The 23,817-nt window shown below is 43.0% G+C and carries 27 protein-coding genes; 9 read left to right on the forward strand and 18 right to left on the reverse strand.

From position 1 onward, the window contains the following. Positions 1-54 precede the first annotated feature (54 nt). The 3 genes from C9414_RS16825 to C9414_RS16835 form a co-directional block, all read right to left on the reverse strand. The gene (locus tag C9414_RS16825) at positions 55-1,110 is read right to left on the reverse strand and encodes a tartrate dehydrogenase (protein ID WP_041089156.1); all 1,056 of its coding nucleotides are present in this window, start codon (positions 1,108-1,110) and stop codon (positions 55-57) included. A 97-nt stretch (positions 1,111-1,207) separates the two neighbouring features. Beyond that, the gene (locus C9414_RS16830) at positions 1,208-2,140 is read right to left on the reverse strand and encodes a DMT family transporter (RefSeq protein WP_047203829.1); all 933 of its coding nucleotides are present in this window, start codon (positions 2,138-2,140) and stop codon (positions 1,208-1,210) included. Beyond that, positions 2,137-2,964 carry an AraC family ligand binding domain-containing protein gene (locus C9414_RS16835; protein WP_041089152.1) on the reverse strand — a complete coding sequence of 276 codons (828 nt, stop codon included), beginning with the start codon at positions 2,962-2,964 and terminating at the stop codon, positions 2,137-2,139. The genes C9414_RS16830 and C9414_RS16835 overlap by 4 nt, the downstream gene beginning before the upstream one ends. Positions 2,965-3,118: 154 nt before the next feature. Between C9414_RS16835 and C9414_RS16840 the strand changes: the two genes are divergently transcribed. Together C9414_RS16840 and C9414_RS16845 are read left to right on the forward strand one after the other, a co-directional pair. Then, a complete protein-coding gene (locus C9414_RS16840; protein ID WP_181286164.1) occupies positions 3,119-3,793 on the forward strand; it encodes a GntR family transcriptional regulator in 675 nt (224 codons plus the stop codon). 129 nt (positions 3,794-3,922) lie between these two features. After that, on the forward strand, positions 3,923-4,219 hold the full coding sequence (locus C9414_RS16845; RefSeq protein ID WP_034664017.1) for a DUF3817 domain-containing protein: 297 nt from the start codon (positions 3,923-3,925) through the stop codon (positions 4,217-4,219). Between the two features lie 230 nt (positions 4,220-4,449). Here C9414_RS16845 and C9414_RS16850 read toward each other — a convergent pair whose 3' ends face one another. After that, positions 4,450-6,699, reverse strand: coding sequence for a hypothetical protein (locus C9414_RS16850; protein WP_258182648.1), 2,250 nt, complete (start codon positions 6,697-6,699; stop codon positions 4,450-4,452). A 158-nt stretch (positions 6,700-6,857) separates the two neighbouring features. On the opposite strand from C9414_RS16850, the gene C9414_RS16855 reads away from it, so the two are divergent. Together C9414_RS16855 and C9414_RS16860 are read left to right on the forward strand one after the other, a co-directional pair. Further along, complete coding sequence (locus C9414_RS16855) at positions 6,858-7,076, forward strand: hypothetical protein (RefSeq protein WP_034283837.1); 219 nt, start codon at positions 6,858-6,860, stop codon at positions 7,074-7,076. 13 nt (positions 7,077-7,089) lie between these two features. Further along, complete coding sequence (locus tag C9414_RS16860; RefSeq protein WP_047203826.1) at positions 7,090-7,272, forward strand: hypothetical protein; 183 nt, start codon at positions 7,090-7,092, stop codon at positions 7,270-7,272. Between the two features lie 620 nt (positions 7,273-7,892). Here the strand turns inward: C9414_RS16860 and C9414_RS16865 are convergent. Further along, positions 7,893-8,315, reverse strand: a complete 423-nt coding sequence (locus tag C9414_RS16865; protein ID WP_059376035.1) for a pyridoxamine 5'-phosphate oxidase family protein — start codon at positions 8,313-8,315, stop codon at positions 7,893-7,895. A gap of 293 nt (positions 8,316-8,608) precedes the next feature. Then, positions 8,609-9,478, reverse strand: coding sequence for an SDR family oxidoreductase (locus tag C9414_RS16870; RefSeq protein ID WP_107164120.1), 870 nt, complete (start codon positions 9,476-9,478; stop codon positions 8,609-8,611). 156 nt (positions 9,479-9,634) lie between these two features. Here C9414_RS16870 and C9414_RS16875 point away from each other — a divergent pair, with 156 nt between their 5' ends. Further along, complete coding sequence (locus C9414_RS16875) at positions 9,635-10,246, forward strand: class I SAM-dependent methyltransferase (protein WP_107164160.1); 612 nt, start codon at positions 9,635-9,637, stop codon at positions 10,244-10,246. Positions 10,247-10,262: 16 nt separating this feature from the next. On the opposite strand, the gene C9414_RS16880 is transcribed toward C9414_RS16875, so the two are convergent. The 3 genes from C9414_RS16880 to C9414_RS16890 form a co-directional block, all read right to left on the reverse strand. Beyond that, positions 10,263-12,350: a BglG family transcription antiterminator gene (locus C9414_RS16880; protein ID WP_039176599.1), complete on the reverse strand. Its 2,088-nt coding sequence runs from the start codon at positions 12,348-12,350 to the stop codon at positions 10,263-10,265. A 129-nt stretch (positions 12,351-12,479) separates the two neighbouring features. Beyond that, on the reverse strand, positions 12,480-13,562 hold the full coding sequence (locus tag C9414_RS16885; RefSeq protein ID WP_106025681.1) for a C45 family autoproteolytic acyltransferase/hydrolase: 1,083 nt from the start codon (positions 13,560-13,562) through the stop codon (positions 12,480-12,482). An 89-nt stretch (positions 13,563-13,651) separates the two neighbouring features. Continuing rightward, positions 13,652-14,284, reverse strand: coding sequence for a GDSL-type esterase/lipase family protein (locus C9414_RS16890; protein ID WP_107164121.1), 633 nt, complete (start codon positions 14,282-14,284; stop codon positions 13,652-13,654). Between the two features lie 406 nt (positions 14,285-14,690). Between C9414_RS16890 and C9414_RS16895 the strand changes: the two genes are divergently transcribed. Continuing rightward, positions 14,691-15,326 (forward strand): FMN-dependent NADH-azoreductase, encoded by a 636-nt coding sequence (locus C9414_RS16895; protein WP_024720223.1) that lies wholly within the window; start codon positions 14,691-14,693, stop codon positions 15,324-15,326. A gap of 34 nt (positions 15,327-15,360) precedes the next feature. On the opposite strand, the gene C9414_RS16900 is transcribed toward C9414_RS16895, so the two are convergent. From C9414_RS16900 to C9414_RS16935, 8 genes are all read right to left on the reverse strand, one after another. Next, positions 15,361-16,134, reverse strand: coding sequence for an IclR family transcriptional regulator (locus C9414_RS16900; RefSeq protein ID WP_059376019.1), 774 nt, complete (start codon positions 16,132-16,134; stop codon positions 15,361-15,363). Then, positions 16,118-17,164 (reverse strand): 5-oxoprolinase subunit C family protein, encoded by a 1,047-nt coding sequence (locus tag C9414_RS16905; RefSeq protein ID WP_107164122.1) that lies wholly within the window; start codon positions 17,162-17,164, stop codon positions 16,118-16,120. Before C9414_RS16905 ends, C9414_RS16900 begins: the two co-directional genes overlap by 17 nt. Beyond that, positions 17,161-17,907, reverse strand: a complete 747-nt coding sequence (gene pxpB, locus C9414_RS16910) for a 5-oxoprolinase subunit PxpB (protein ID WP_047203818.1) — start codon at positions 17,905-17,907, stop codon at positions 17,161-17,163. Before pxpB ends, C9414_RS16905 begins: the two co-directional genes overlap by 4 nt. Positions 17,908-17,925: 18 nt before the next feature. Beyond that, positions 17,926-18,717 carry a putative hydro-lyase gene (locus C9414_RS16915; RefSeq protein WP_107164123.1) on the reverse strand — a complete coding sequence of 264 codons (792 nt, stop codon included), beginning with the start codon at positions 18,715-18,717 and terminating at the stop codon, positions 17,926-17,928. Positions 18,718-18,722: 5 nt separating this feature from the next. After that, positions 18,723-19,940, reverse strand: a complete 1,218-nt coding sequence (locus tag C9414_RS16920; protein ID WP_107164124.1) for an NRAMP family divalent metal transporter — start codon at positions 19,938-19,940, stop codon at positions 18,723-18,725. A 26-nt stretch (positions 19,941-19,966) separates the two neighbouring features. Then, positions 19,967-20,725, reverse strand: coding sequence for a LamB/YcsF family protein (locus C9414_RS16925; RefSeq protein WP_107164125.1), 759 nt, complete (start codon positions 20,723-20,725; stop codon positions 19,967-19,969). A gap of 182 nt (positions 20,726-20,907) precedes the next feature. Then, positions 20,908-21,663: a Cof-type HAD-IIB family hydrolase gene (locus C9414_RS16930; RefSeq protein WP_024425552.1), complete on the reverse strand. Its 756-nt coding sequence runs from the start codon at positions 21,661-21,663 to the stop codon at positions 20,908-20,910. A 127-nt stretch (positions 21,664-21,790) separates the two neighbouring features. Next, on the reverse strand, positions 21,791-22,057 hold the full coding sequence (locus tag C9414_RS16935; protein ID WP_107164126.1) for an excalibur calcium-binding domain-containing protein: 267 nt from the start codon (positions 22,055-22,057) through the stop codon (positions 21,791-21,793). A gap of 184 nt (positions 22,058-22,241) precedes the next feature. Here C9414_RS16935 and C9414_RS16940 point away from each other — a divergent pair, with 184 nt between their 5' ends. Genes C9414_RS16940 through C9414_RS16950 form a run of 3 tightly spaced genes read left to right on the forward strand, consistent with a single transcriptional unit; the run spans position 22,242 to position 23,196 of the window. Continuing rightward, positions 22,242-22,619, forward strand: a complete 378-nt coding sequence (locus C9414_RS16940) for a VOC family protein (protein ID WP_041089114.1) — start codon at positions 22,242-22,244, stop codon at positions 22,617-22,619. A gap of 24 nt (positions 22,620-22,643) precedes the next feature. Next, positions 22,644-22,937: a DUF5316 family protein gene (locus C9414_RS16945; protein ID WP_107164127.1), complete on the forward strand. Its 294-nt coding sequence runs from the start codon at positions 22,644-22,646 to the stop codon at positions 22,935-22,937. Between the two features lie 25 nt (positions 22,938-22,962). Further along, positions 22,963-23,196, forward strand: coding sequence for a DUF2651 family protein (locus C9414_RS16950; RefSeq protein WP_039176568.1), 234 nt, complete (start codon positions 22,963-22,965; stop codon positions 23,194-23,196). Between the two features lie 31 nt (positions 23,197-23,227). On the opposite strand, the gene C9414_RS16955 is transcribed toward C9414_RS16950, so the two are convergent. Beyond that, complete coding sequence (locus C9414_RS16955; RefSeq protein ID WP_107164128.1) at positions 23,228-23,620, reverse strand: RidA family protein; 393 nt, start codon at positions 23,618-23,620, stop codon at positions 23,228-23,230. Positions 23,621-23,817 lie beyond the last annotated feature (197 nt).

The following is a 23,817-nucleotide window of genomic DNA, read 5'->3' on the forward strand; positions in this document are numbered from 1 at the left end:
CTTCTATCCATCCTTTTATTATAGCAGACGTGGAGATGCGGTTCTAATGACGGATTATTTCTTCAAGCGCTTGATGATTTCGTTGGTGATTTCTTGTGTTTGATAGGCTCCGCCGATGTCTGCTGTTAAAAAGCCGTCTGCTGTGACTGACTCGATGATTTCGAGCAGGTGTGTGCCCAGTTCTTCTTCTCCGAAATGATCAAGCATGAGTTTAGCTGTCCAAATTTGACCGATTGGGTTTGCAATCCCTTTTCCTGCAATGTCTGGGGCTGATCCGTGTACAGGCTCAAACATGGATGGATATTTGCCATTTACATTGATGTTGGCGGCAGGCGCCACGCCAATACTTCCCATAATGGCAGCTCCAAGATCAGTCAAAATATCACCAAATAAATTACTGGCTACAATCACATCGAATTTCTCAGGTCTTGTCACAAAGAAGGCTGAGAGTGCATCAATGTGCTGTGAGTCTGCTGTCACCTCTGGATAATCCTTTGCTACGTCTTGAAACACTTCATCCCAAAATGGCATTGTATGAACGATTCCATTCGATTTGGTTGCACTTGTCACATGCTTTCTTCTCTTTTTTGCTAATTGAAAGGCAAAACGCATGGCTCGCTCTGTCCCTTTTCTGGAGAAAACAGCATTTTGAATGGCAAGCTGATCTTCTCCTTGATAGATACGGCCCCCAATTTCACTATATTCACCTTCACCGTTTTCTCTTACAACAAGAAGATCGAAATCCTTTGGCTGAGCAAGCGGTGAGCGAATGCCGCTCAGCTGTTTTGCAGGTCTAACATTGATCACCTGCTCAAATTCACGTCTAATTTTAATGAGCAATCCCCAAAGTGATACATGATCCGGCACTAAATTGGCATCTCCGACGGCCCCTAAGAAAATGCTGTCAAAGGCTTTTAGTTGTTCCAATCCATCCTTTGGCATCATTTCGCCATGCTCTAAATAATATTCACAGCTCCACGGAAAATCCTGAAAGGTGAAAGATAGACCGCCATGCACCTCTGATATCGCTTTCAAAACTCGGATGGCTTCAGGCACAACTTCCTTTCCAACTCCGTCTCCTGGTATCGCTGCAATTGAAACATGCTTCATTGATTTTCCCCCCTTTGTCATCGGTCGACCGTCGACCTTTTAATTTGAGTTTACTAAAGAGTGCCTGTTCTTACAATGGACAAAAGACGCTTTTTGATCAAAGCGCCTTTTTATCCTGCACCAGTATCGGGGACTTCTGTTTCTTTCTTCCCGCACCTTTTTTATCTGAAAGCAGCAAACCTCCTAAGGTCAGTACCGTTCCTAGTGCCGACATGAAGGTCAGACTCTCGTGAAGAACGATCATTGAAATGATCATCGTGATAATGGGCACTCCATAAATATACACACTTGATTTCACCACACCGATCGTCTTCACGGAAAAGCTCCATGTCAGAAAACAAATAGCAGATGCAAAGACGCCTAAAAACAGCAAGTGGAAGGCAAACGATGGATTCGTGAACCGCTCCCAGTCTAAACGAATCTTAAAATGCCAGATTAGCGGAATCATCCATAGCAGCCCGTAAAAGAAGACACGTCTTGTCACCTGAATAATATGGTAGCCATATTGATTGATCATTTTCGATAAAATGGAATAAAATGCCCAGACGATGGTAGCCATAAATGCTAAAGCATCACCGAGCGGATTCAATTGGAACGTCGTCATCCCATTAAAGCTAATCAGTACAATTCCCATCATCGCGATGAAAAAGCCTATGAAAAAGCGGCTGTGCAGCGGCTCATCTTTTAATAAAAAATAAGACAATAGAAAAGAGAAAAATGGGACAACGGAGCTGATGACACCTGCATTCGAAGCGAACGTATAAGTAAGTGCAACATTTTCTAAAAAATAGTATAAGACCACACCGCATAACCCTGCGAGCGCAAACATCCCTTCATGCTTTCTACGCTGCACCTTCATGGTGACTGGATAAATGATCATCAGGGTAAGGTACCCAAGGAAAAAACGAAAAAATAAAATCTCTGTTGGAGAAAAAGCCGTTAATAATATTTTGGTTGATATAAAGGTAGATCCCCATAAAAAAATGGTGAACATGGCTGCTATATGACCAAGAAGCTGTTTATTTTTCATTTTGCTGTTACCTGCTTTTCAAAAATTTGCTGATACTGCCCTGGCGTAAGCCCAATAAATTCCGAAAAGAAATGAGTCAAATGACTTTGATCAGAAAATCCAGCGGCAGCAGCTACATCTATTGGCTTCATTCCTTGGGCGAGAAGCTCCTTCGCATAGTTCACCCTGATTGTCTGTAAATAACGATACGGCGTAATTCCTCTAAACTTTGTAAAAGCACGCAGCAATGAATATTTGTTCATGGACACGAGCTCACCTAAGTCATCTAACGATATATTTTCCGTGAGATGTGTTTCAATATATTGCTGTACGTCTTGGACTTTTTGTTCATTGGCATTGGCATTGGCTGCTGATGCTTTTTCCTCTGGTGTATCAGAATAGGTTTCGATCAACTGCTTCATCAAAAAGTAAAAGGCTTCCTGTTTATTCAAAGCAGGAGCTTCTTCTGTGATCATTTGATGAAGATCATATAATTGCTTTGCTAGTTCACTTTGTGAAACCACAGGGGCTTTAAAATGCGGCTTGTGCTGAAAGATCTTCTCCAGCAACTCTGGTTCAATATTTAAGCTGCGATAATCTAGCGGCTTGTGATCAAATTGTTCACATCCGTGATTATCGTACGGATTGAAAAGAAGGATATCTCCTTTTCCAATGATGTATTCTTGATTTTGGCAGAACATACGTCTTTGACCGCCTTCAATAAATCCAATCACATAGTATGTATGAAAATGTTTTGGGAACTTTTTGATGATGGCATGAAAGCGATACGCCTCTATTTGCAAGTCCTGGTCAAAATGGACTGTTCGTTCCTCTAATGTTCTCATGTCGATCCCCTCTTTTCACTGAACTCATCATTAGTGTAGCACACCCTTTTTTTCTTGGATTGTACGATATTGACTTTTCGATGCAGGCTTGCCTAGAGGGAAAAACTTGGATAACATGAGACAAAAGATGATGTACAAAAGAGGGAATGATGGGATGAATTCATTCGAGATGGAAAGACCAACATCGTACCACATGCAATTTTATGAACAGCTGAAGCAAATGATTTTTGATGGCCAGTTTCAGCCAGGAGAGCGCATCAATGAAACGCAGCTGGCCAAGCAATTTGGCGTAAGCCGTTCACCTGTAAGAGAGGCGATGAGGCTGTTAGAAAAAGACGAGCTTTTAATCGCGGATCATCGATCAGGCTATTCCGTCTATACGTTAACAGAAAAAGATGTCGAGGAGCTCTATCAAATTCGGGTGGCCTTAGAACCACTTGCTGTTGAACTTGCTTGTAAGGAAGCCACGCAAAGAGAAATGGATGAAATTGAGCAGGTTCTCACAGAGGCGGACGAAGCGATCAAGCAGGAGCTGCCATCTAAAGAGATCGTCCAGTTACATGAATCCTTTCATCAAAAAATCATTTTGGCGAGTCACAATGACCGTTTATCCAAACAATTGAATCACGTGAATGCACTCATTCACTATTGCCGCATTTTCCATTTTAGCGGCGGGGCTCGTGCTGAAACCATTCAAAGAGAGCATGCAGCGATCTATTCTGAAATAAAAAAGCGCCGCTCCACAGAAGCGGTTCAAGCAATGACGGAGCATTTATTACATGATGTGATGCACTTAAAGCAAGTACTCTCTGAAACAAACAAACAGTAAAGGACTTTTCCCATTTTTTAAGCAATCCATGAACATATTTTGAATTTTTCGTAGATTTCAGCATGTCCAGACGATCTTTCGTTTATATTAGAAGATGAGAAACTAGCTTTTATACAGGAGGATTTGTATATGCATACAAGTATTAGCCGTCTGCGACAGGCGGGTTTTATTGAGGGTATGTCTCTTTTAACCCTTCTTTTAATTGCCATGCCTCTAAAATATTTTGCGGATATTCCGATGGCAGTCACCATTGTAGGCTCTCTTCACGGCGCACTGTTTGTCATCTATATGCTCGTTTTGGCATATGTGACATTTAAAGTTCGCTGGCATTTGAAATGGTCCATCGCCGGTTTTTTTGCGGCATTCATTCCTTTCGGCAATTTCGCCTACGATAAGGTGCTCCGCCAATATGATACAAAAGCTTAATAGAAAAAGCGTTCCTAAAAGGAACGCTTCAGATTGTTGACAAAGGGCTAAAATGATTTTGATTTTAGCCCTTTGTCTTCTTTTCAGCGTGATAGAAAACCTTTGCAGCCCTAGGAAGGACGGCTACCTTTGCGGAGCGAATTTGACATTCGTGAGCACCGAAGCGCAGACCTGACAACGAATGCGAGGGTTTGTCTACACGCTGAAGCGTTCCTAAAAGGAACGCTTTTTTATATTGATGCATATTTAACAATGGCTGCTTGACGCGTCATATCGTGATATGCCACCCATAATTCATCACCAGGCAAGACGCTGGTGATTGGATCGATTGGCTGTTTCACTTCATACATCATGCCATTTCTCTCAACTTGAATGATTGCTAACGGCAGATTGCCGATGACGCCAGCAAATTCGACATTGGTCACTTTTGCACTTCCTTGTTTCTCTTGCATGAGGCCCATTTCTCTATCCAGCTCTTCTTTCTTTGTCTGGATCGTCATTTGAGTGCCCGCTGCGATCTGCATATGATCAGGGATGAACTGGCTGACCGTTTTGGTGATGGACTGATCTCCGTTTGACACTGTCACATCCAGCTGAATAGGCTTTTGTTCATGGATGGCAATTGGATATTGCTTCACACGCTGGATGGTTCCAGTTAACGTCATATCTTTCCCCGATCGATTCCGAACTTCATAGCCATAGGCAGCCATTTTCAGCTGGCCATTGATGTCGACGAGATCGGCTTTTTCTCCTGTTCTAAATTCAAAACCAGCGGCTTGAATCATCGGAATGATATACGTTTTCTGATCTAATTCAAATGTGAGTGATAAGACGGTGCCCCGTCCTACGGTTCCATATGATTCTATATTTCTTAAAACAGCGCCTTTGATGAACTTTGGCTCACTTGGCTGCGAGAAGTCACCCTCTTTTAAAAGCATTGCCTTTTGCTTCTTCGGATCATAGTGAATGGCAATAGGCTGGCCTGGCTGTGGTATCTGGGTGTAGGATACAACCGTTTTAACCGTCTTTTCTATACTTTGCCCTTCATATTCAAATTGAAGCCGCATGCTGACAACTGGCTGTTCGTTGATATAGGTGCCCGTTTCTTTCACGGACACAATATAGGCTTGTAATGTGACACTGTCCTTTATCTTGTTTCTTCTCACCAGTCTCAAAATCGGCGGCAGGAAGATCGCTAGTACAAATAATAACAGCGGGATCAAGATCCATATCGCCCAGTTAAGAATGAGCGGTCCACCCTTCATTACATATTGCATAAAAGTATCAACAGACGTTTGATGGGCTGGACTGGCGTTTTCAATTGAGATGACCTTTTGCAAAGGAAATTCCTTTAGCTCTTTGCTTTTCGTCTCAAATGCACCCGTTAATTGATTGTCAAATGAATAATAGAGCCAATCGCTCTTCACATTTTTATTGAAAGAGAGCCCTTCTTTTTGTAAAGATTCATAAGACAATGATTGAAACAGCTTGCTGGCAGACACCGCCTTATTCGTGCGATGGTTATAAATATAACCCGTCAGCTTACCTTTTGCTTCGTCCTTTGCTGTAGAGCCTGCAATCAGCACTTCTTCCTCATTAAGCTGGTACACATACGTTTGGTATATTGGCTTTGGCGTTGGAACGACTTCCCCAAGCCTTCCTTCTGCATTCACTTTCCTTGCCCTTTTTGGATATTCCGATTCCACGGCGACAGCAAAGTTTTGTGATGATCCGATCGTTTTTTGCAGCCTCTGCTCAACTGTATCTTCCACAAGGCTAAACGGTTCAGCATTTTTTGAGACATAGAGGCCAAGCTGATGTTTCTCGTTTGAAATGCCGCTGACATAAGCCTTTTGATCATTTTTCAAGGCTACTTCAAATATAGGAATAGGGGTCTGCCCTCTAAAGGAATTCATGACAGCATCCATGGAGACAGGCCTTGCCGGCAGCTTTAGCTCGTTAAGATTGTGTACATAAAATTGCCCGTTCTTCAGCTCACCAATGACTGCAGCGGCACCGTCCATTTCTCCTGTAAATACGAGCCGTCCATTCCATTGGTATGTATTCGTTTTTAAAAATGAAGGAATCTGCAGGTTATTTTGAACGAGCTCTTTCTTTTCTCCGCTTGGTGTTAATTTCTCAATCATCAGCTGCCCGTCTTTATTCTTTAAAGCAAGCAAGAGATTGTTTCCTTGAATGGATGGCCACATTTCATTAAACGAATCACTTTCTGTGGTCCATTCACTCATTCTTTTCCCTGATTGAGGATCAACCATTGCAAAATGAAGCTGCTGGTCTTTTGATACCGCACTCACCACTCGTTTGCCTTCATCAAATGTGAACATTCCTTTGACGTTATTCTCTGTTACTTTCCCATCTGACAAATCATCTTGATAATGGTTCCACACCAAGACACTGAGAATGATTGCTGGAATAAAGAAGACAATATACCTTAGGAAGATGACTGGTATTCTTTTCACTTGATCGCTTCCTTTCATGAGGTTCCTTTAACTTATACGTCAGTACAGCGAAAATGTTTCACGCTAGAAGAATACCACCAAAGTCTCTGAAATCCATATTTTACAAACTTTGTTATTTACGATAAAATCCAATCAGATTGAAAAAAGGAGTTATCTCATTGGATAAGCTATCATCAATCATTCTAGCGGCGTGGCTGCGTGTCCCTCGCTGGTTCAAGCAATGGGTACTCGTATCCATTTCCATTTTCTTTTTTTATATGTGTTTTGTAAAGGGGCTGACTAGCTGGCACACCTTGCCGCCTGTCACTTTGCTCTCATGTGTGATTGGTTCCTTCATCATTTGGCTGATGTGGCTTAAGGGACAAAAAAATAAGTGAAAAGAGGACAATCATGAAAAAATCGATTCTATATTTTGCGATCTCTTTTGTGCTGCAATTCGTTTGGTTTGGTCTTGTGCACCCAAATAGAGGCGTGACACTGCTGGATATGTTCATGTTTTCTATTTTGTTTGCAGTGATGTTCTTTTTTATTGAACGGATTTGGCGGTATCAGAAAAAAGGGCAGAGGAAATGATCATGAAGCCCGCCTTATTCACTCTAATCATCTGTGCATTCATCGGTCTGCTGCTAGTATCGAACCCTTTTGAAGCGGACGCTATGCGATTGGTTTGTATCTTCATCTTCCCTTTTCTTGGGCTCATTGGTTTTGGGGTCCTCTTGTTTGAACAAATGAAAAAGGCTGCCAAATAGATGGCAGCCTGTTACTTACTCTTTTCATGCAAATAAATAATCAATGTTTAATCTCCGTTACGGAGTGTATGAATTAAGATTCGATCATATCAGTGTGTCATATGTGTTCCGAGTGAACCTACGTTTGAAAGTAAACGCCATGGAAGTTCTGGATAACAAGACAACGAAAGCCCTACCTCTCATTCGTCCTTACGGCTCCGAAGCCGCGCCAGTGTGAATTGTAAATCAAAACGTCTTTTTTCCATTCTTCCGCTTATATAGGGGGGCGGGTGCAGAAGGAAAAGAATAAGTTTGTTCGCTTTGACAGCGTCTCGTTCTTATCAAGTAGAAGCTCTATTGCTTCTCATTATGTTATAGAAAAAAGAAAGTTTACTTTCTTTATTTATTTGCTTATTTCAACACTTAATATCAAACTATAACACATTCCCCCTGCTTACGCAAGTGTTAAAGTGATAATTCTGCTGGTGTACGGCTTCCTTCATTCATATAACGAATGGAGGTTGGGTCAATCTTCAGAATCACTAGATTCGGGTCATCTTTTCCTTTAAACCATTTCTCCATCTCATCAGACCAAAGGCGGTCGATCAGTTCCGGATCATCGGTTAATGTTGCGGTGCCTGCAATTTCTGCATAAGTATCACCAAATCCTTCGCCTGAATATCCAATGAGAATATGAACATTTGGATTTTTTTCAATTTCATCTGCTTTATGTGTTTCTTTACTCGTTGGTGTATATAACGTCAGACCTTCATGGAAAAACGTCATGTAGCGAGTATGCGGCTTATCCTGTTCAACAGTCGCCAATGTTCCGACCTTTTGTTCATCTAATAGGTTTATTACCTTCTGTTTTAATTCTTCTTGAGACATATCGTTTCACTCCTTCAAAATTTCATCCGTATTCGTAGGTTTCCACGACAGCCCATTCATTAAACAAAGAAATGTGTTTTTCATAAAAAGATACTTTCTGGCTGATGCTATAGAAAACAGGTTCAATGAAGGGAGAAGTTGAACATGCATCATGAAACGTTGTTCCATTTGAGTTCACTTGTCATTGCTGCAGTTGTTGTGGGCATTATCGTATGGTCTGTCACATCTGTGCAGAAAAATCGCAAGAAATACTAAAAACACCGCCCAATCAAAGCTGGGCGGTGCCGCGTAGATCATGTATTCATAAAGGAACCGCCATTGACGTGAAGTGTCTGTCCTGTCATATAAGACGATTCGTCAGAAGCCAGCAGCACAAAGCAGCCGACATGCTCAACAGGCTGTCCTGGTCTTCCCATCGGGGTTTCTGCCCCGAAGCTTTCCACGCTGTCTTCATCAAATGTAGATGGAATGAGCGGCGTCCAAATTGGACCTGGCGCTACACCGTTTACCCGAATCCCATCTTTCACAAGCGATTGTGCCATAGAACGCGTAAAGCCGTTAATGGCTCCTTTTGTCGCCGTATAATCAATTAGCACTGGGTTACCTCTATATGGGTTAATTGATGTTGTGTTAATAATGGAGCTTCCCGGTTTTAAATAATCCAGTGCCTTTTTCGTAAAATAGAAATAGGAATAGAAGTTGGTTCTAAAGGTTTGGTGAAGCTGTTCACTTGAAATATCTTGAATACGTTCTTGCGGATGCTGTTCAGCCGCATTATTTACTAAAATATCTAATTGCCCGAAGGCTTCAATTGTTTTTTCTACTGCTTTCTCGCAAAAGGCTTCGTCACCGACATCTCCTGCAATCGTTAAGCATTTGACGCCTTCCTGTTCTACACGTTTTTGCGTATCTTCTGCATCCTCATGTTCATTTAAATACACAATGGCGACATGTGCTCCTTCTTTTGCATAGGCAACAGATACTGCCCGTCCGATTCCACTATCTCCGCCTGTAACCAGTGCCACTTTTCCTTTTAGCTTGCCAGAACCTTGATATGATTCATCCTCAAAGATCGGCGCTGGATTCATTTCTCTTTCACTGCCTGGCTGCTGATCCTGCGTTTGGCGCGGAATGCCATTTGTTAAATATTCACGTAAATCCATGTGTAAGCTCCTCCTTGATTTGTTGATGTATCCTTTCATTACCACCTCATTTTCCCACTCAAACATCATGAAGCTGTACAGATGTGTTCCCGAAAATCAACATGTTTGAAGAGGAGAAAAATCGGTTACATGATCATCAAAAAGGAGAGTTCTCACATGCTGTCTACCATTTCAAAAACCTTTAGCAGACCAAAAGGCTGGCTCGGAAGCATCGCTGGACTCATTATGGCAAATGAAAATAAATCATTGAATCAGTGGGCCATCCGCCACTTAGATCTGACAGATGGTGAAAACATTTTGGAGATTGGCTATGGACCCGGCTACAGCATCAAACATATGCTCAAGCATTATCAAGATCTTCACATTGATGGGCTGGATGCTTCTTCAATCATGCAGGAGCAAGCACAGTCCCGCGTCAGCAAACGAGCAAAAGACAAACAGGTCCGATTGTATGTCGGAAAAATCGAGAAAACACGCCTTCCCGGAGAGCAGTATGACAAAGTGCTGTCTGTTAACAATTTTACGATTTGGGATGATCCAAAGACGGGCTTACTCAATCTTTACCACACCTTGAAACCAGGAGGAACACTCGTTATTGTCATGCAGCCAAGAGAAAAAGGAGCTGACGCCAATCGGACAAAAGAGATGGGTGAAAACATATTAAATGACATGCAGTTTGCAGGGTTTGACCAATTTTCTATTGAGTATGAAGACATTCGTCCTACCCTTGCTGTCTGTGTCACAGCAAAAAAGCCGAGAAGCGACTAAGCTCTCGGCCTTTTTCTTACCACTTTGCCTCTTTGACAAATTGATAGAAAAGCTGATGTAATTTCTGTTCAATGTCTTCCTTTGTCCCTTGTCCATAAAGCGCCATGCTTTCTTCACTTTCAATGATGGATGAACTGATCAGACTAAACATTTCTGACCCTTCCTTGCCAAGCTCTTGCGGCGCCAGCATCATGAGCATTCGTGACATCTGCTGCTGCCCGCCATCCATGCTTTTAACCTCGTATGCTTGATCAAGATCATAAATATGAAAGATTGGTTCCTTGATGAATGCATGCTTTAAATGATAAAGAGCAAATTCAGTACCAGGTATGCCTAAGCCGCCTTGCTGTTCACGTTCCAAAAGGCCGCTCGCTACATCATCCGCATGTATGATAAGCCCTTCCTCTTCAAGCTGACGAAGCAGCTGACTGATGGTTTCATCATGCTTCGGCATCGTCTTTCTTTTTTCAATGGTAAAACGGGACAGGATGCTGCGAATCACAAACATATAATTCGTCACCTGCTCTGCAACCGTCATCATATTAACGGTTTCTTGCACCAATTCTTTGGGAGATTCTTTTGTTCTTTTTTTCTCGATGATATAAGGAATCTTCCGTTTAATATGAGCCTTCACACGCATGGCATCATCCTCGTTTAGGAGGGGGCTGACCATAATGTAATCGATATGCTCATATGGTATCGGAACGGTCGAGACAATCATGTCATAGCTCGATGCATCGATTTCCTTTAGCTCTATCAAAGAGGATAGATCGAATTTGGCGATCTCCGGCAATTCTTTTTTCAACCGAGAGGCGAGCATTTTCGAGGAACCGATGCCGCTTGAGCAAACAACAAGCGCATGAATTTTTGTTTCTTCTTTTTTGATTTCAAGCACTGAGCCAAAGTGAAGCACAAGAAAGGCGATTTCATCCTCTGGAAATTCAATCTCTGGAAAGAAACGCTCGACTCCCTCTTCTATCGCCATAAACAGCAAAAAGTAGTCTTTTTTAATTTGTTGTGTGAGCGGATTATAGATTCTCATCTTTTCCTTTAGACGGTTCATGGCAGGTTCGAGATGAGATACGAGTCCCTCATACAATGAATCATTTTCATTAAGATGATAGCCGGTTTTATTTGAAATAAAATCAATGAGCTTTTTCGTTCTCAGCGCGATATCCAGCTCGATTTCATCAATACGGTATTCTGCCCCAAAGCTGCGATTTGCACTGCGAAGGTGGATGGTCATATATCCGACCTCCGCTTCAGGGATCTCCACATTAAACATGCGTTCAAGCGCTCTTGCCATTCGGAGTGATGATTCAAATTCCTTCGTCCGCTTTAATTCCAGCAGCTCTTCCTCTTCCATTCGAATGGTTTCCCCAAGCTGAATACGTTCGATGGCATAGGTTAAGTGAACAACAAGTGCAATATAGGCACTATCAGATAAGGAAAGTGACAGTCGATCTTTCAAATGAAAGAGCAGTCTTTCTACCTTGAGCAGCTGACCTCTGCTGACAACGCCAAACACCTTTTCCGTTGCTTTCGTTCGATGTTTGATATTCATTTCAATCGTTTCTAAAAACAATTGAATGTCGAGCCGGTCAACAATGAGATTGCCGACAATTTTCCGTTTTGCTTCCTCCGGCCCTTTTAATTCAATGCCGTACCCGCGCTTGCGGATAAGCTGCAAACCGTATGGAGCAATCCACTCCGTCAGTTCATCTAAATCATAGCTGATCGTCGCATTTGTTACCTGCAAGTCAGCTGCGAGTGTGTATAATTTCACCGGTTCCTTCGCTTCAAGCAGCGCACATAGGATTAAGAGCTTTCGTTCATCCGAGCTATATTCAATTTGATCCTCACTTGACATATGAGCAAGAAGCCGCTGTTTATCCTCCTGTTCGCCAACTGCCTTTAAGCCTTTTCCCGGCTGTTTATCTAATGAAAGATGATAATCTTTCAAAATTGGTTTAATAGATTTTAGTTCTCTATGGATCGTTCTTGTACTCACCTGAACAGAATCGGCTATCTCACGAATGGTGACATAACGATTTTGCTGAATGATGTATTTAATGACTTTCTGTTCTCGTGCCGTTATGTACATGAAATGCCTCCTTCTGTATAAATAGGTCTATTGTCACACCTTAATATAAAACGCTTTCAACGAGCGATGCAATCTTAAGTTGATCTGAATTTGGCACAGCGGCTGTGACAAAATATAAACAAGGGATCATTAGACACTCCTCCAAAATGACGGTCCATAATCCTTTTGATGAAATTGTACCTTTTGTTCATGAAAAGGCAGTGAACCCCCGGCTTTTAAAGAATAAGTCGGATTGTACACTGGAGAGCCAAAGCAATAATCGATTGTGCCTTCTTCCGGACGGAACATGACGGTTCGCATCGTTCCAAACAGCTCTTCATAATTGTGCACAGTTAGACCATCAGGATATTCTGTCTGGAACAGCTTCACAAGAGAATCATTTGATCGTTGTTCTTTTAAAGCCTCCATTAACATATCGTATCTGACAATAGAATGATGTTTGGTCATCCCTTTTGCTGTTTGATCAGCTACCGGATGATTCGTTGCGGCAATATAACCTGTCTCCGGTCTTCTCACCCTTTTTTGACCATCGATGATTTCAATCACAGCCGCCTCTCCTTTTCGATCCGCAAGCATGATATGAACATTTGAGGCAACGGGCATTTCCTGGATTGAGCGAATGGCTTCCTCGACCGTTTGACAAGATTCCAGAACAGAGCGAATCACATGATACACCTGCAAACCGGCGACTGCTGGAGGCTTTAAACCGGGTTCATTGCCAACCGGCGGACCGCAAGCGGAGAAAGTCACAGCAAGACCATGCTCATTCATTCCATCAGATCTGCCAAACAACAGCAGCGACGAACCAGTATGACATGCCAAGCCTTTCACATGTGTCGTCACAAGACGCATATCATCAAAAATCGGGGAGAAATCATAGTTACGCAGCATGACCGTTTGTTGACCGGCTGCCATATTCCCCTGCCTCACACAATGGGAACAGCCTGGCTGAAGATGCGATGAATAGAAAAAGGTCAAATAACGCTCATCTAATTGCATTTCATCACAAAACCCAGCAATTTCTTCATCTAATTGAGGAAGAAAAGGACGGATCAGCTGCTTCGTTTCCTTCACAGCCTGTTGTGTTACCGGTTCTGTTCGAATATATTGTGTCTGCAGCAGCGGGTTCTCCTTCAGCCAGAGAGCCTGCTGTTTTCCTACTTCATAAGCCGTTCCTGTCATCTTTTGAAAAAACGCATTGATCTCCTCCATGCCTGCACACCTCTTTCGCCTTCGTTTCTTTTATCATATCGAAACCGTCATTTATTGAAAAGGATGAAAAAAACTGCAATCCCACCGGATTACAGCTGTTTACAGTATTGTTGATACAATGCTTCTGCCATTGCATCATACCCCTTAGGATTCGGGTGAAATTGATCAATCGATAAGTAAGCTCTTTCATGCCCTTCAAACGCGCGATACACATCCACAACTTCTACATGCGGATTCGCAGCAAGCAAACGAAGTTGTTGATTATATTGCTGAAGCCACCGCCCGGCTATTGGTATTTGTGGAAAAGGATTATATAAATTCATGAGATATACGCAATAGGGCTCATGCTGCCCTCTTTTGATCTGAGCAATTTCTTGAATCATCTTGCTAAAATTCGCCTGGCAATGCATGACCGCTTGCAGTAGTTTCTTTTCATCTTCACCTTCTTCGTACTGTTGAACAGCTTGAACAAGGTCATTCCCACAGCCTGTGATGGTGATGATGTCAGCAGCTGCAATGGCACGTCTCACCTCAGACCGTTTGAAGAGCTGTAAAATCTCATCGGTCGTTAACCCTGACTTTGCAAATACAGACAGCTCGACCGGTGCATGCGTCTTTTTTTCAAGCATCCATCGAAACCGCTGAGTAAATCCTCCGCCAAATAAACGTGCCCCCACCCCAACTGTTAAGGAATCCCCAATCGCAACATAGGATCGTCCCAATCTTATCCCTCACTCTCTCCTGCCTTCTCTTATATATACGAATTTGGAGAACAGATGCTTGTAGCAGATGACTTAGGGGCATCCATCTTTTTTTGAGCTGCAGCGCCTTTACAAACTCTTTACTTGCGGTATTGAACGATTTTTTGTTCAATAAGAGTAGGTTTTTTGCGCTGAAATCTGCGTGTTTAAGTGTTCCAGAAAAATTTACAAACTTTTTATCTTGATTTCGAGACTTTATATCTTGACTTCAAACTACAATGTGATTACAATGAAAATATCAGTTTTTATGTAACTGTGCTTGTTACATCTTTTTCATAGCATTCCAATATGATTAAAGATGCCACATATTCAGCGTACCTTTGGGATACGCTAAAAAAATAACCGAAACAGAAAGGATTGAATGAACATGGCAAAAGTTTTATACATCACTGCACATCCGCATGATGAAACAGTTTCTTACAGTATGGCTACTGCTAAGGCATTTATCGAATCTTATAAGGAAGCAAACCCAAGTGACGAGGTTGTACATATCGATTTGTACAAAGAAAACATTCCTCACATTGATGCAGATGTATTCGCTGGCTGGGGCAAACTTCAATCTGGTGCTGGCTTCGATACACTTTCAGCTGAAGAGCAAGCAAAAGTTGCTCGCCTAAACGAATTAAGTGATCAATTCGTTTCTGCTGACAAATATGTATTTGTTTCACCACTTTGGAACTTCTCATTCCCACCAGTTCTTAAAGCATACATCGACTCTGTTGCTGTAGCTGGTAAAACATTCAAATACACTGAGCAAGGTCCTGTTGGTTTATTAACAGACAAAAAAGCTCTTCACATCCAAGCACGTGGTGGATACTACACTGAAGGTCCTGCTGCTGAACTTGAAGCAGGTCACCGTTACCTTGGTACAATTGCGAACTTCTTCGGAATTCCTTCTTTCGAAGGTCTTATCGTTGAAGGTCACAATGCTGAGCCTGCGAAAGCAGAGCAAATTAAAGCAGATGCAATCGAACGTGCAAAAGCTTTAGGAAAAACTTTCTAATAACTGCACGCAAAAAAGCCAATGATCTTGACGGTCATTGGCTTTTTATTTGTTCGGACGAAAAGCCTAATTCTCTCGAAATATCACTGGCGGCTTTTTTCACCTGTTGAATTAAGTAAGGTAAGCGTTCTTTTTGATAGCCTGCTTCAAATCCTGCAATGCTAATACCTGCTGCCACTTCCCCCAGATGATTGAAAATAGGAGCTCCAATGGCCGCTGTATAGTTTTCAAGCTCAGAATAACTTAACGTATATCCCCGCGCATTTGATTCTTCGAGCATGTTTCTTAGAACCTCTTTATCTGTAATAGTCCCAATTCCGATCTTACCCAGCTCAATTGAGTCAATATAGGCAAGTCTTTCGCTCTCTGGCAAAAAGGAAAGAATACTTCTCGCACAGGCACCTGCATATAGGGGGGAGCGTCTACCGACGGCGGTGTAGAGACGAACAGGCTGCGTACCTTCTATCTTTTCCACGTAAATGGCTTCGTCACCCTCGCGAACAATGAGCTGTACAGCTTCTCCCACTTCATCACGTAAGCTTTCCATAAATGGTCTCGCAATCCTCCGAATATCAAGGCGGTCCGCCACAAGCTGACCGTATTCAAGGAACATTAAGCCTAATCGATAAGCACCTGTTTCTTGCTTTTCTAACAGTCCCATATCGGCTAATGAGCTCGCCATGCGATGGACAGATGTTTTCGGCATACCAGATAGCTCGATCATTTCATTTAATGTTAATTGATCGTGAGCGATAAACAGCCGCAAAATCTCCATTGATTTCACAACCGTTTTATTTGTGTTTTGCATCTTCTTCACCTTTTCTAAACGAGAATGCTTCCAGCTTGATTCTTGCGGTAAGCTCCCTCAGTTCTGCTTCTTGCTTAAATAACGCCTGCTCTGCATCCCGATGATCTATTTGTTCAAAATACAGCTTTGCTCCAGGCATCGCCTGTGCAATAAGCGGCAAATCTACAGTCGCTACTTCTCCAATACGCGGGTATCCCCCTGTCGTTTGCCGATCTGCCAGCAGAATAATCGGCTGGCCATCGGGAGGAATTTGAATGGATCCAAAGGCGACAGCTTCTGAGATCAATTCCAGCTTTTCTTTTAAATGAACCGGCTTCCCCTTCAGCCGGCAGCCCATACGATCTGATTGGGGTGTGACCTGATAAGGCTTCTCAAAAAATGCAGTTTGAGATATTTCTTGAAAATGAGAAAGATGCCTCCCTGCCAGCACACGAATCACTGGCGATTTCCGCAGCGGCAAAAAATAAGCGTGACTCACTGTCCAATCTGGTGCGCCGTATCCCGACTGATTCACTTTATTTTTTAGCCTATCAAACAAATGATTCGCTACGAGAGACGGCTCTCCAATGGGCAGAACGTCGCCTTTTTCAAGAGGACGCCCATTCAGTCCACCGATCCCTGCTCTTACATAAGTGCTTTTGCTCTGCATGACTGGCTCCACATCAAATCCACCTGCCACAGCAAGATAAACGCGGCAGCCTCTCTTACAAAGACCAAAGGTGATCGTGCTTCCTGATCGGACAAAGAGCGGCTTCCATAAAGGTGCCCGCTCTCCGTCAATATCAATCTCTACATCAGCACCAGTGACTGCAATGAGCTGATCCTTCTCACATGTGAGCACAGGACCCGGCCCCATCAACGTGACTTCCAGCACGGCTTCGTTTTCTTGGTTGCCAGTGAGAATGTTGGCGATTCTAAGTGAGAGCGGGTCCATGCCGCCGCTCGTTAAGACGCCATACTTTTGATAGCCTTGCCGCCCTTTATCTTGAATGGTTGTGTACATCCCTGGCTTGACGACATGAATACTCAACGTTCTGCCTCCTTCATGCTGAAAAATTCCTTTTCAGACATTTGGACAAATCTGACCTCGTCCCCTGCTTTCAATAGACTCGGAATTTCCTCGTCTGGGCGAAAAAGTGGCAGCGGGGTTTGTCCAATGAGCTGCCAGCCCCCTGGTGTGGAAATTGGATAAACGCCTGTCTGCTTTCCCGCAATACCAACAGAGCCTTTTGGAATGGACATCCTTGGTGTTTCTCTGCGTGGTGCTGCAATCTTTTCAGACAGCCCGCCTAAAAACGGAAACCCTGGGGCAAATCCAATCATATAGACAAGATACGTCCCGGCAGTGTGAATACGTACGACTTCCTCTGGCGTTAAACCATTGATACGGGCAACCTCTTCTAAATCAGGGCCCAGCGCTCCCCCGTAACAGACTGGAATATCCACAATGCGGCGCTTTACCTGAACTCCCTCCTGCCATTTGTCTTCAAGAAGTTGTTCAATATAGCCTTTGACCCATTCATACGGAGACAGGTCATGTTTTTGAAGCTGGGCCGATTGATGAACGGTATAAGGCTCGTAAAAAACAGTCACGTTTGTAAAGGCTTGAACCGCTTCTACATACCCTTCAAATGGGTGCTGTTCAATACATGCAAACAGCTGCTCAACACGTGCATGAATCTCCTCATGTATGTCAGCTCCAGCTTGGATGACGATCGCTGCATCTCCCAGCGGGTGGTAGGTGATGGAATCTTTTATCGTTGAAAAAGCCACTTGAGGACACCTCTCTTTCTACAGTACACCTAGCTTTTGATCTCTTCGATCTGTGATGAACATATGACCGGGTGCATGAGTGATCGCAATGTCGGGTTTTGTATGCATGACAATGGCTTGCGGTGTCACACCACATGCCCAAAACACCGGGACTTCTCCTTCTTTGATCACAGATGGTTCTCCAAAGTCAGGCTGGTTCACATCGGAAATGCCAATCACCGCTGGGTCCCCTATATGGATCGGTCCGCCATGGACTGATGGAAATCGAGACGTCACTTGAACACTTCTTGTGACCTGATGCGCCGGAATAGGTCTCATGCTGACCACCATCGGGCCATGAAAGACTCCTGCTTTTTCACAAGCTATATTCGTTTGATACATGGGTACGTTATGACCGTCTTCAATATGGCGGACAGGAATGTCATTCAGCATAAGCGCGTGCTCAAACGTAAAACTGCATCCAATGAGAAAGGCAACCATATCATCCTCCCAATAAGCAGTGATATCTGTAACCTCTTCTTCAAGAATCCCTTTTCGGTAAATACGGTACTTAGGAAAGTCCGTACGAATATCCGCTTGAGGCGCCGACCGTCTTGGCACTGGATCACCTGGGTCCAGTACATCAAGCAAGGGACATGCAGCCGGATTCCGCTGACAAAATAAAAGAAAATCAAAGGCAAGTTCCTTTTTGACAATCATTAAATTGGCTTGAGCAAACCCCTCAGCAAAGCCGGCCGTTGGTCCTGCGATCTTTTTTTCGCGAATCAATTCTCGAATTTGTGAAGGTTCGTATGTTTGGTAAGTATTCATCTGAATCAGCTCCATAGTTTCGGGATTTCATTGATGATGGTATAACCGCCCATTATCGCCATGATGACCACAACAAATGCACCAGACACTGTCAAAAAGAAAGGATGGCGATAATCTCCGACAATGTCTTTCTTATAAGCCGCAACAAGCAATGTGCCAAGGGCGAGCGGCAAAATCAATGCATTGATCGCTCCAACTAATATCAAGATGTTCACAGGTCTTCCGATCGTAATAAAACAAAGGGTAGAAAGAGCAATAAAACCAATGATAATGCCACGCTGGTTTTGCTCAATTTTTGGTGAGAAGGTTTTGAAGAAAGAAACAGATGTGTATGCTGCTCCAATGACGGATGTAATCGCCGCAGCCCACATAATAATCCCGAACATTTTATATCCGATATTTCCTGAAGCTAATTGAAAAACAGAGGCAGGCGGGTTGGATGGATCTATCTGCAAGCCTTTTGAAACAACTCCTAATGTGGCAAGAAAGAGTGCTACACGCATGACAGAAGTAATTAAGACACCGAAAATAGAGCTTTTCGTCACTTGCGGCAGTGCTTCCTTCCCCTTAATACCTGCATCCAGCAAGCGATGCCCGCCAGCAAAGACGATATAGCCGCCTACCGTTCCGCCCACAAGTGTCACAATGGATAAAATATCAATCTTCTCTGGGACAAATGTTCTCACCGCCGCTTCTCCAACTGGCGGCGCTGTTGAAATCGCTACATACAGCATCAGTCCAATCATGACAAAGCCTGCTACCTGTGTGAAACGGTCCATCGCTTTCCCAGCCTCTTTGATCACAAAGATGAGAATGGCAATCACAGCACTGATCCCTGCGCCAATTCGCGGATCGACACCGAAAATCACCTGAAAACCAAGACCAGCCCCAGCGATATTTCCGATGTTAAAGGCAAGTCCTCCAATGACAATCAAAAAGGCGAGCACATACCCGAGACCCGGGAGCACCATATTTGCAATATCCTGACCTCGTTTTTCTGACACGGCAATGATGCGCCATACATTTGTTTGTGCAAAAATATCTAATAAAATTGAGATCAAAATGACAAATCCAAAGCTAGCCGCAAGCTGCTGTGTGAAGACGGTCGTTTGTGTTAAAAATCCCGGTCCAATCGCGGACGTCGCCATTAAAAAGGCAGCGCCCATCAGCATAGACCGATTCCCCTTTGGTGCCTTCACGTGTTTGACTTTCTCTGTTTTCATGCTGTTTCCCCCTTTGATGACGATTTTTATTGAAAGGCCTTGAGATGGATGCCGGCTTCTTTTAGCTTTGCTGTAATGGTTTTTGCAAATTGAAGCGCATGGCTGCCGTCTCCGTGAATGCAGACCGTATCTGCTTTGAGCTCGATATCTTTCCCTTGAACTGTACGAACCTTGCCTTCTCGCACCATACGAACAACCTGCTGGACGGCACGTTCATCCTCTTCAATGAGTGCATGTGGTTCGCGGCGCGATGTTAGCGTCCCGTCTGTTTGATACGTCCGATCAGAAAAAACTTCATGTGCCACTTGCAGACCTATCCGTTCACCTGCTAACGCAAGTTCACTCCTTGACAGACCAAATAACACAAGGTTTGGATCCACATCATACACAGCCTTCGCAATTGATTCAGATAATTCAGTATTTTTAGCCGCCATGTTGTAGAGGGCTCCGTGTGGTTTGACATGCTGCATTGTGCCGCCCTCGGCCTTGAGAAAGGCTGATAGAGCACCAATTTGATAGATGACAAGATCATAAGCTTCCTCTGCGGAGATAGCCATTGGACGTCTGCCAAAGCCGGCCAAATCTTGCAAACCAGGATGTGCACCAATTTTGACCCCTTTATCCAGTGCCATTCTAACTGTCTTTCTCATGACCGTTGGATCTCCTGCGTGAAAACCGCAAGCAATGTTGGCTGAGGTGACATATTCTAAGATTTGTTCGTCTGCACCGATTGTGTATTGACCAAAACTTTCTCCCAAATCACAGTTGATATCCACTTGATACATAGAATCCCTCCTTGTTGTTCCGAAATACGGAATATAAAGTCCGAATATTCGAATTTATATTGATTATACCAACTTTGCATAGACTGCACATGAAATTGGCAGAAAACATAACAATCGAACTAGGAGAAAACAAAAAAAGCGAGAGGCAAAGTCCTCTCACTTTTTCTTGTATGAAATGCACCCTATTTAGACAGCACCCAATGTTGGATGGCTTTTGCCACGCCGTGTTCTGTATTAGGCGCTGTAATCCAATCAGCGGCCTCTTTCACTACTTCCTGCGCATTTCCCATGGCAATGCCTAATCCGGCCTCTTGAATCATCGCCATATCATTGAGACTATCGCCAAGTGACATGACGTTGTCCATCGTACAGCCAATGCGTTCTGCTACTTTTGCAAGAGCTGCCGCTTTGTTAATGCCGGCTGCATTGACTTCGATATTCGTTGGACTTGAGTTTGTGATTTCTAGATGCTTATTTGTTTTCAATGTATTGAGGACTTCCTCACGAACGTCATCATCATGAATATCAAAGCCAAATTTCAGCCATTCATGGTCATGAATTCGTTCTGGGAATTCACCTCTCCACACCTTATCCACAGTCGAAGCCCAGTAATCGGTTTCGTACCTATTTTTTAAATCCCACATCATTTGGACGTGATCAGGATGCAGCAGATCTCGTTCGATCAGCTGGAAGTTTGAATCCCAGATCTCACTTCCGTTTGCTGTCACAAGGTAAGAAGATAACTTGAGCGGCTCAACCAGCTCTCGGCATGTCATCAGTGTCCGTCCTGTGCTAATGACTACATGGACCCCTTTTGCTTCAGCTTCTTTAATCGCTTGTTTATTTTCCTCTGGAATGATGTGCTCACTGTTTAACAGCGTACCATCCATATCAATGGCAATCAATCGGATGTCTTTCTTATGAGCTTGTGTTGACAAATTGAGTACCCCACTTTGTATCGATTTTTGAAACTATCTTTATTTTAATATAAAGATGAAGCTGGCACAAAGGGACGAGTTTGATCCCATAGAAAAAAGACCTTGTGACAGGTCTTTTCACAGGTGCTTAGCGTTCACATGCAATGCCGTCTTTATCACGGTCAAGCCGCATATTTTTTTGATAAAGTGCTTTTGATACATAAGGCTTGTACTTTGTTTTCCCGCCTTTGTTTTTCGTGTTTTTGCTTTTTGCTACGCCGCCTTTATATACTTTGTTCAGCGCTTTGCAGTTTTTGTACTTCACTGTCTTTGCATCTGCTGTGTGGGTGTCGACTTGTGTAAAGCTTAGTAAAAGACCTAAAGACAAGACAGCTACCATGATTTTTTTCAACATGTAAAATCCCCCTATTTTTTCTAATTTTACATTTTTATCATATGTCACCACTTTTTGTTTTTCAAGACTATTGAGCTAATTATTTTGATTTTTTTGGCACGAAATACACCTTATATCCTATATGGTACAATGAGTGGGAAACCTTTCCGTTTTTGACACGTATATGAAGAGAGGAGTTTTTCACATGAAAATGAAATATACCATTCTATATGTAAACGATGTTGAGGCAAGTATTCATTTCTATCAACATGTTCTTGGTTTCCCTATAAAATTGAGGGTTGAATCTTATGTTGAGTTTGACACTGGAGACGTGACGTTATCGATTAATTCACGCCAGGATGTCAAAGAGGCACTAGGATTGCCTGTCCCAGAAGCAAATCAAGCGTCTCAAACGTTTGAGATTGGCTTTGTTGTGGATGATGTGGATCAAACAATTGCTTCAATGAAAGATAAAGGGGTTCCGATCATCAAGGAACCTGCAAAAAAACCATGGGGTCAAACAGTCGCTTATGTGTCTGATCCTGATGGTCATTTCATTGAAATATGTGATGCGATCTCCTAATTGTTTTGAAGGGAGTGAACCAAAATGAGAAAAAAACATGCTTTTTTCGTCGGTGTTTGCTCAATGATTGTGATTTGCAGCGCCGCTATCCTGTTGCAACAACTTGAATGGATTGGGTTTGTCAGCGGCGGAATCTCAATTATTGGGGTCGTGATGTCTGGGGTGCTAATGGGTGCATGGACAAGTGGAGAAGAGACACGAGCAGCCTATCATTCTGAAACAAAAGAACACCGCTTGTGGCGCCTTGATACGGCTTTTCTTGTGATCATTTTTGCACTTCCGCACATGGCTGCGTCGGTCTTTTATGTTTTGATGTAAACACTTGTTAAAAGGAGTTAGTCGTATGGCTGTTTTTATTTTATTCATTGTATTTGGCTTTCCCATTATCTCTGTGCTGATTGGTATTTTCGGTACGCTCCTTTTGAAGAATGTTTGGATGCCTACTTTGATTGTGCTGTTAGCGAGCATGATCTTCATGTTCACCTATATTGGCGGGAATGAATCTTTTCTCATTTGGGTTATTGTCTATACCGTCTTTACATTCTTTGCTGGATGGATTACAAAGCGGCTCAAGTAAAAAAGAACAGCATCGCTGTTCTTTTTTGAAATCATATATCCGCACACCATAGTTCAATTTCAATTTTTAGCTCAGGCCATCCTAAAGCTGATACATAAGCAACCGTCATTGATGGGTAAGCTGTTTTGAAGATCGTATCCCACTGAGGATATAGATGATCCCAGTCGATTTCTTCTGTTGCCCATATATTGACCTTGATCACATGTTCTTCATTCAATCCTTCTGATTCAAGGATTTTTTTGATATTTTCAAACGTATTCGTTACTTGGTCGTTTAAGCTTGATGGGATCTGCCCATCTATATCTGTCCCTACCTGACCCGATGTAACAAATAATCCCGCACCCTTTGGCACCCTTGTAATATGACTGTAGTTACCAACAGGTTTCGGCATACTTTTTGGGTTTTTTCTCGTGATTTTTTCCATGTTATGTCCCTCACTCACGTTTATTTTTCTGCTAGTTTCTTCGTTTTTTAGACAGACTTCACCAATTTCTATCTACCTTCAAAGAAAACAGCAGTAGAGTATCCATAGCCACAAGGTAAGAACATCAATATCTTCTTTTTCATGACTGAAACACTCCTTTTGTTTGCGTGAGCAAGGTTTTGATTAACTTCATAGTA

It is taken from the genome of Bacillus sp. Nf3 (assembly GCF_003028545.1).
Taxonomy (GTDB): Bacteria; Bacillota; Bacilli; order Bacillales; family Bacillaceae; genus Bacillus; species Bacillus safensis.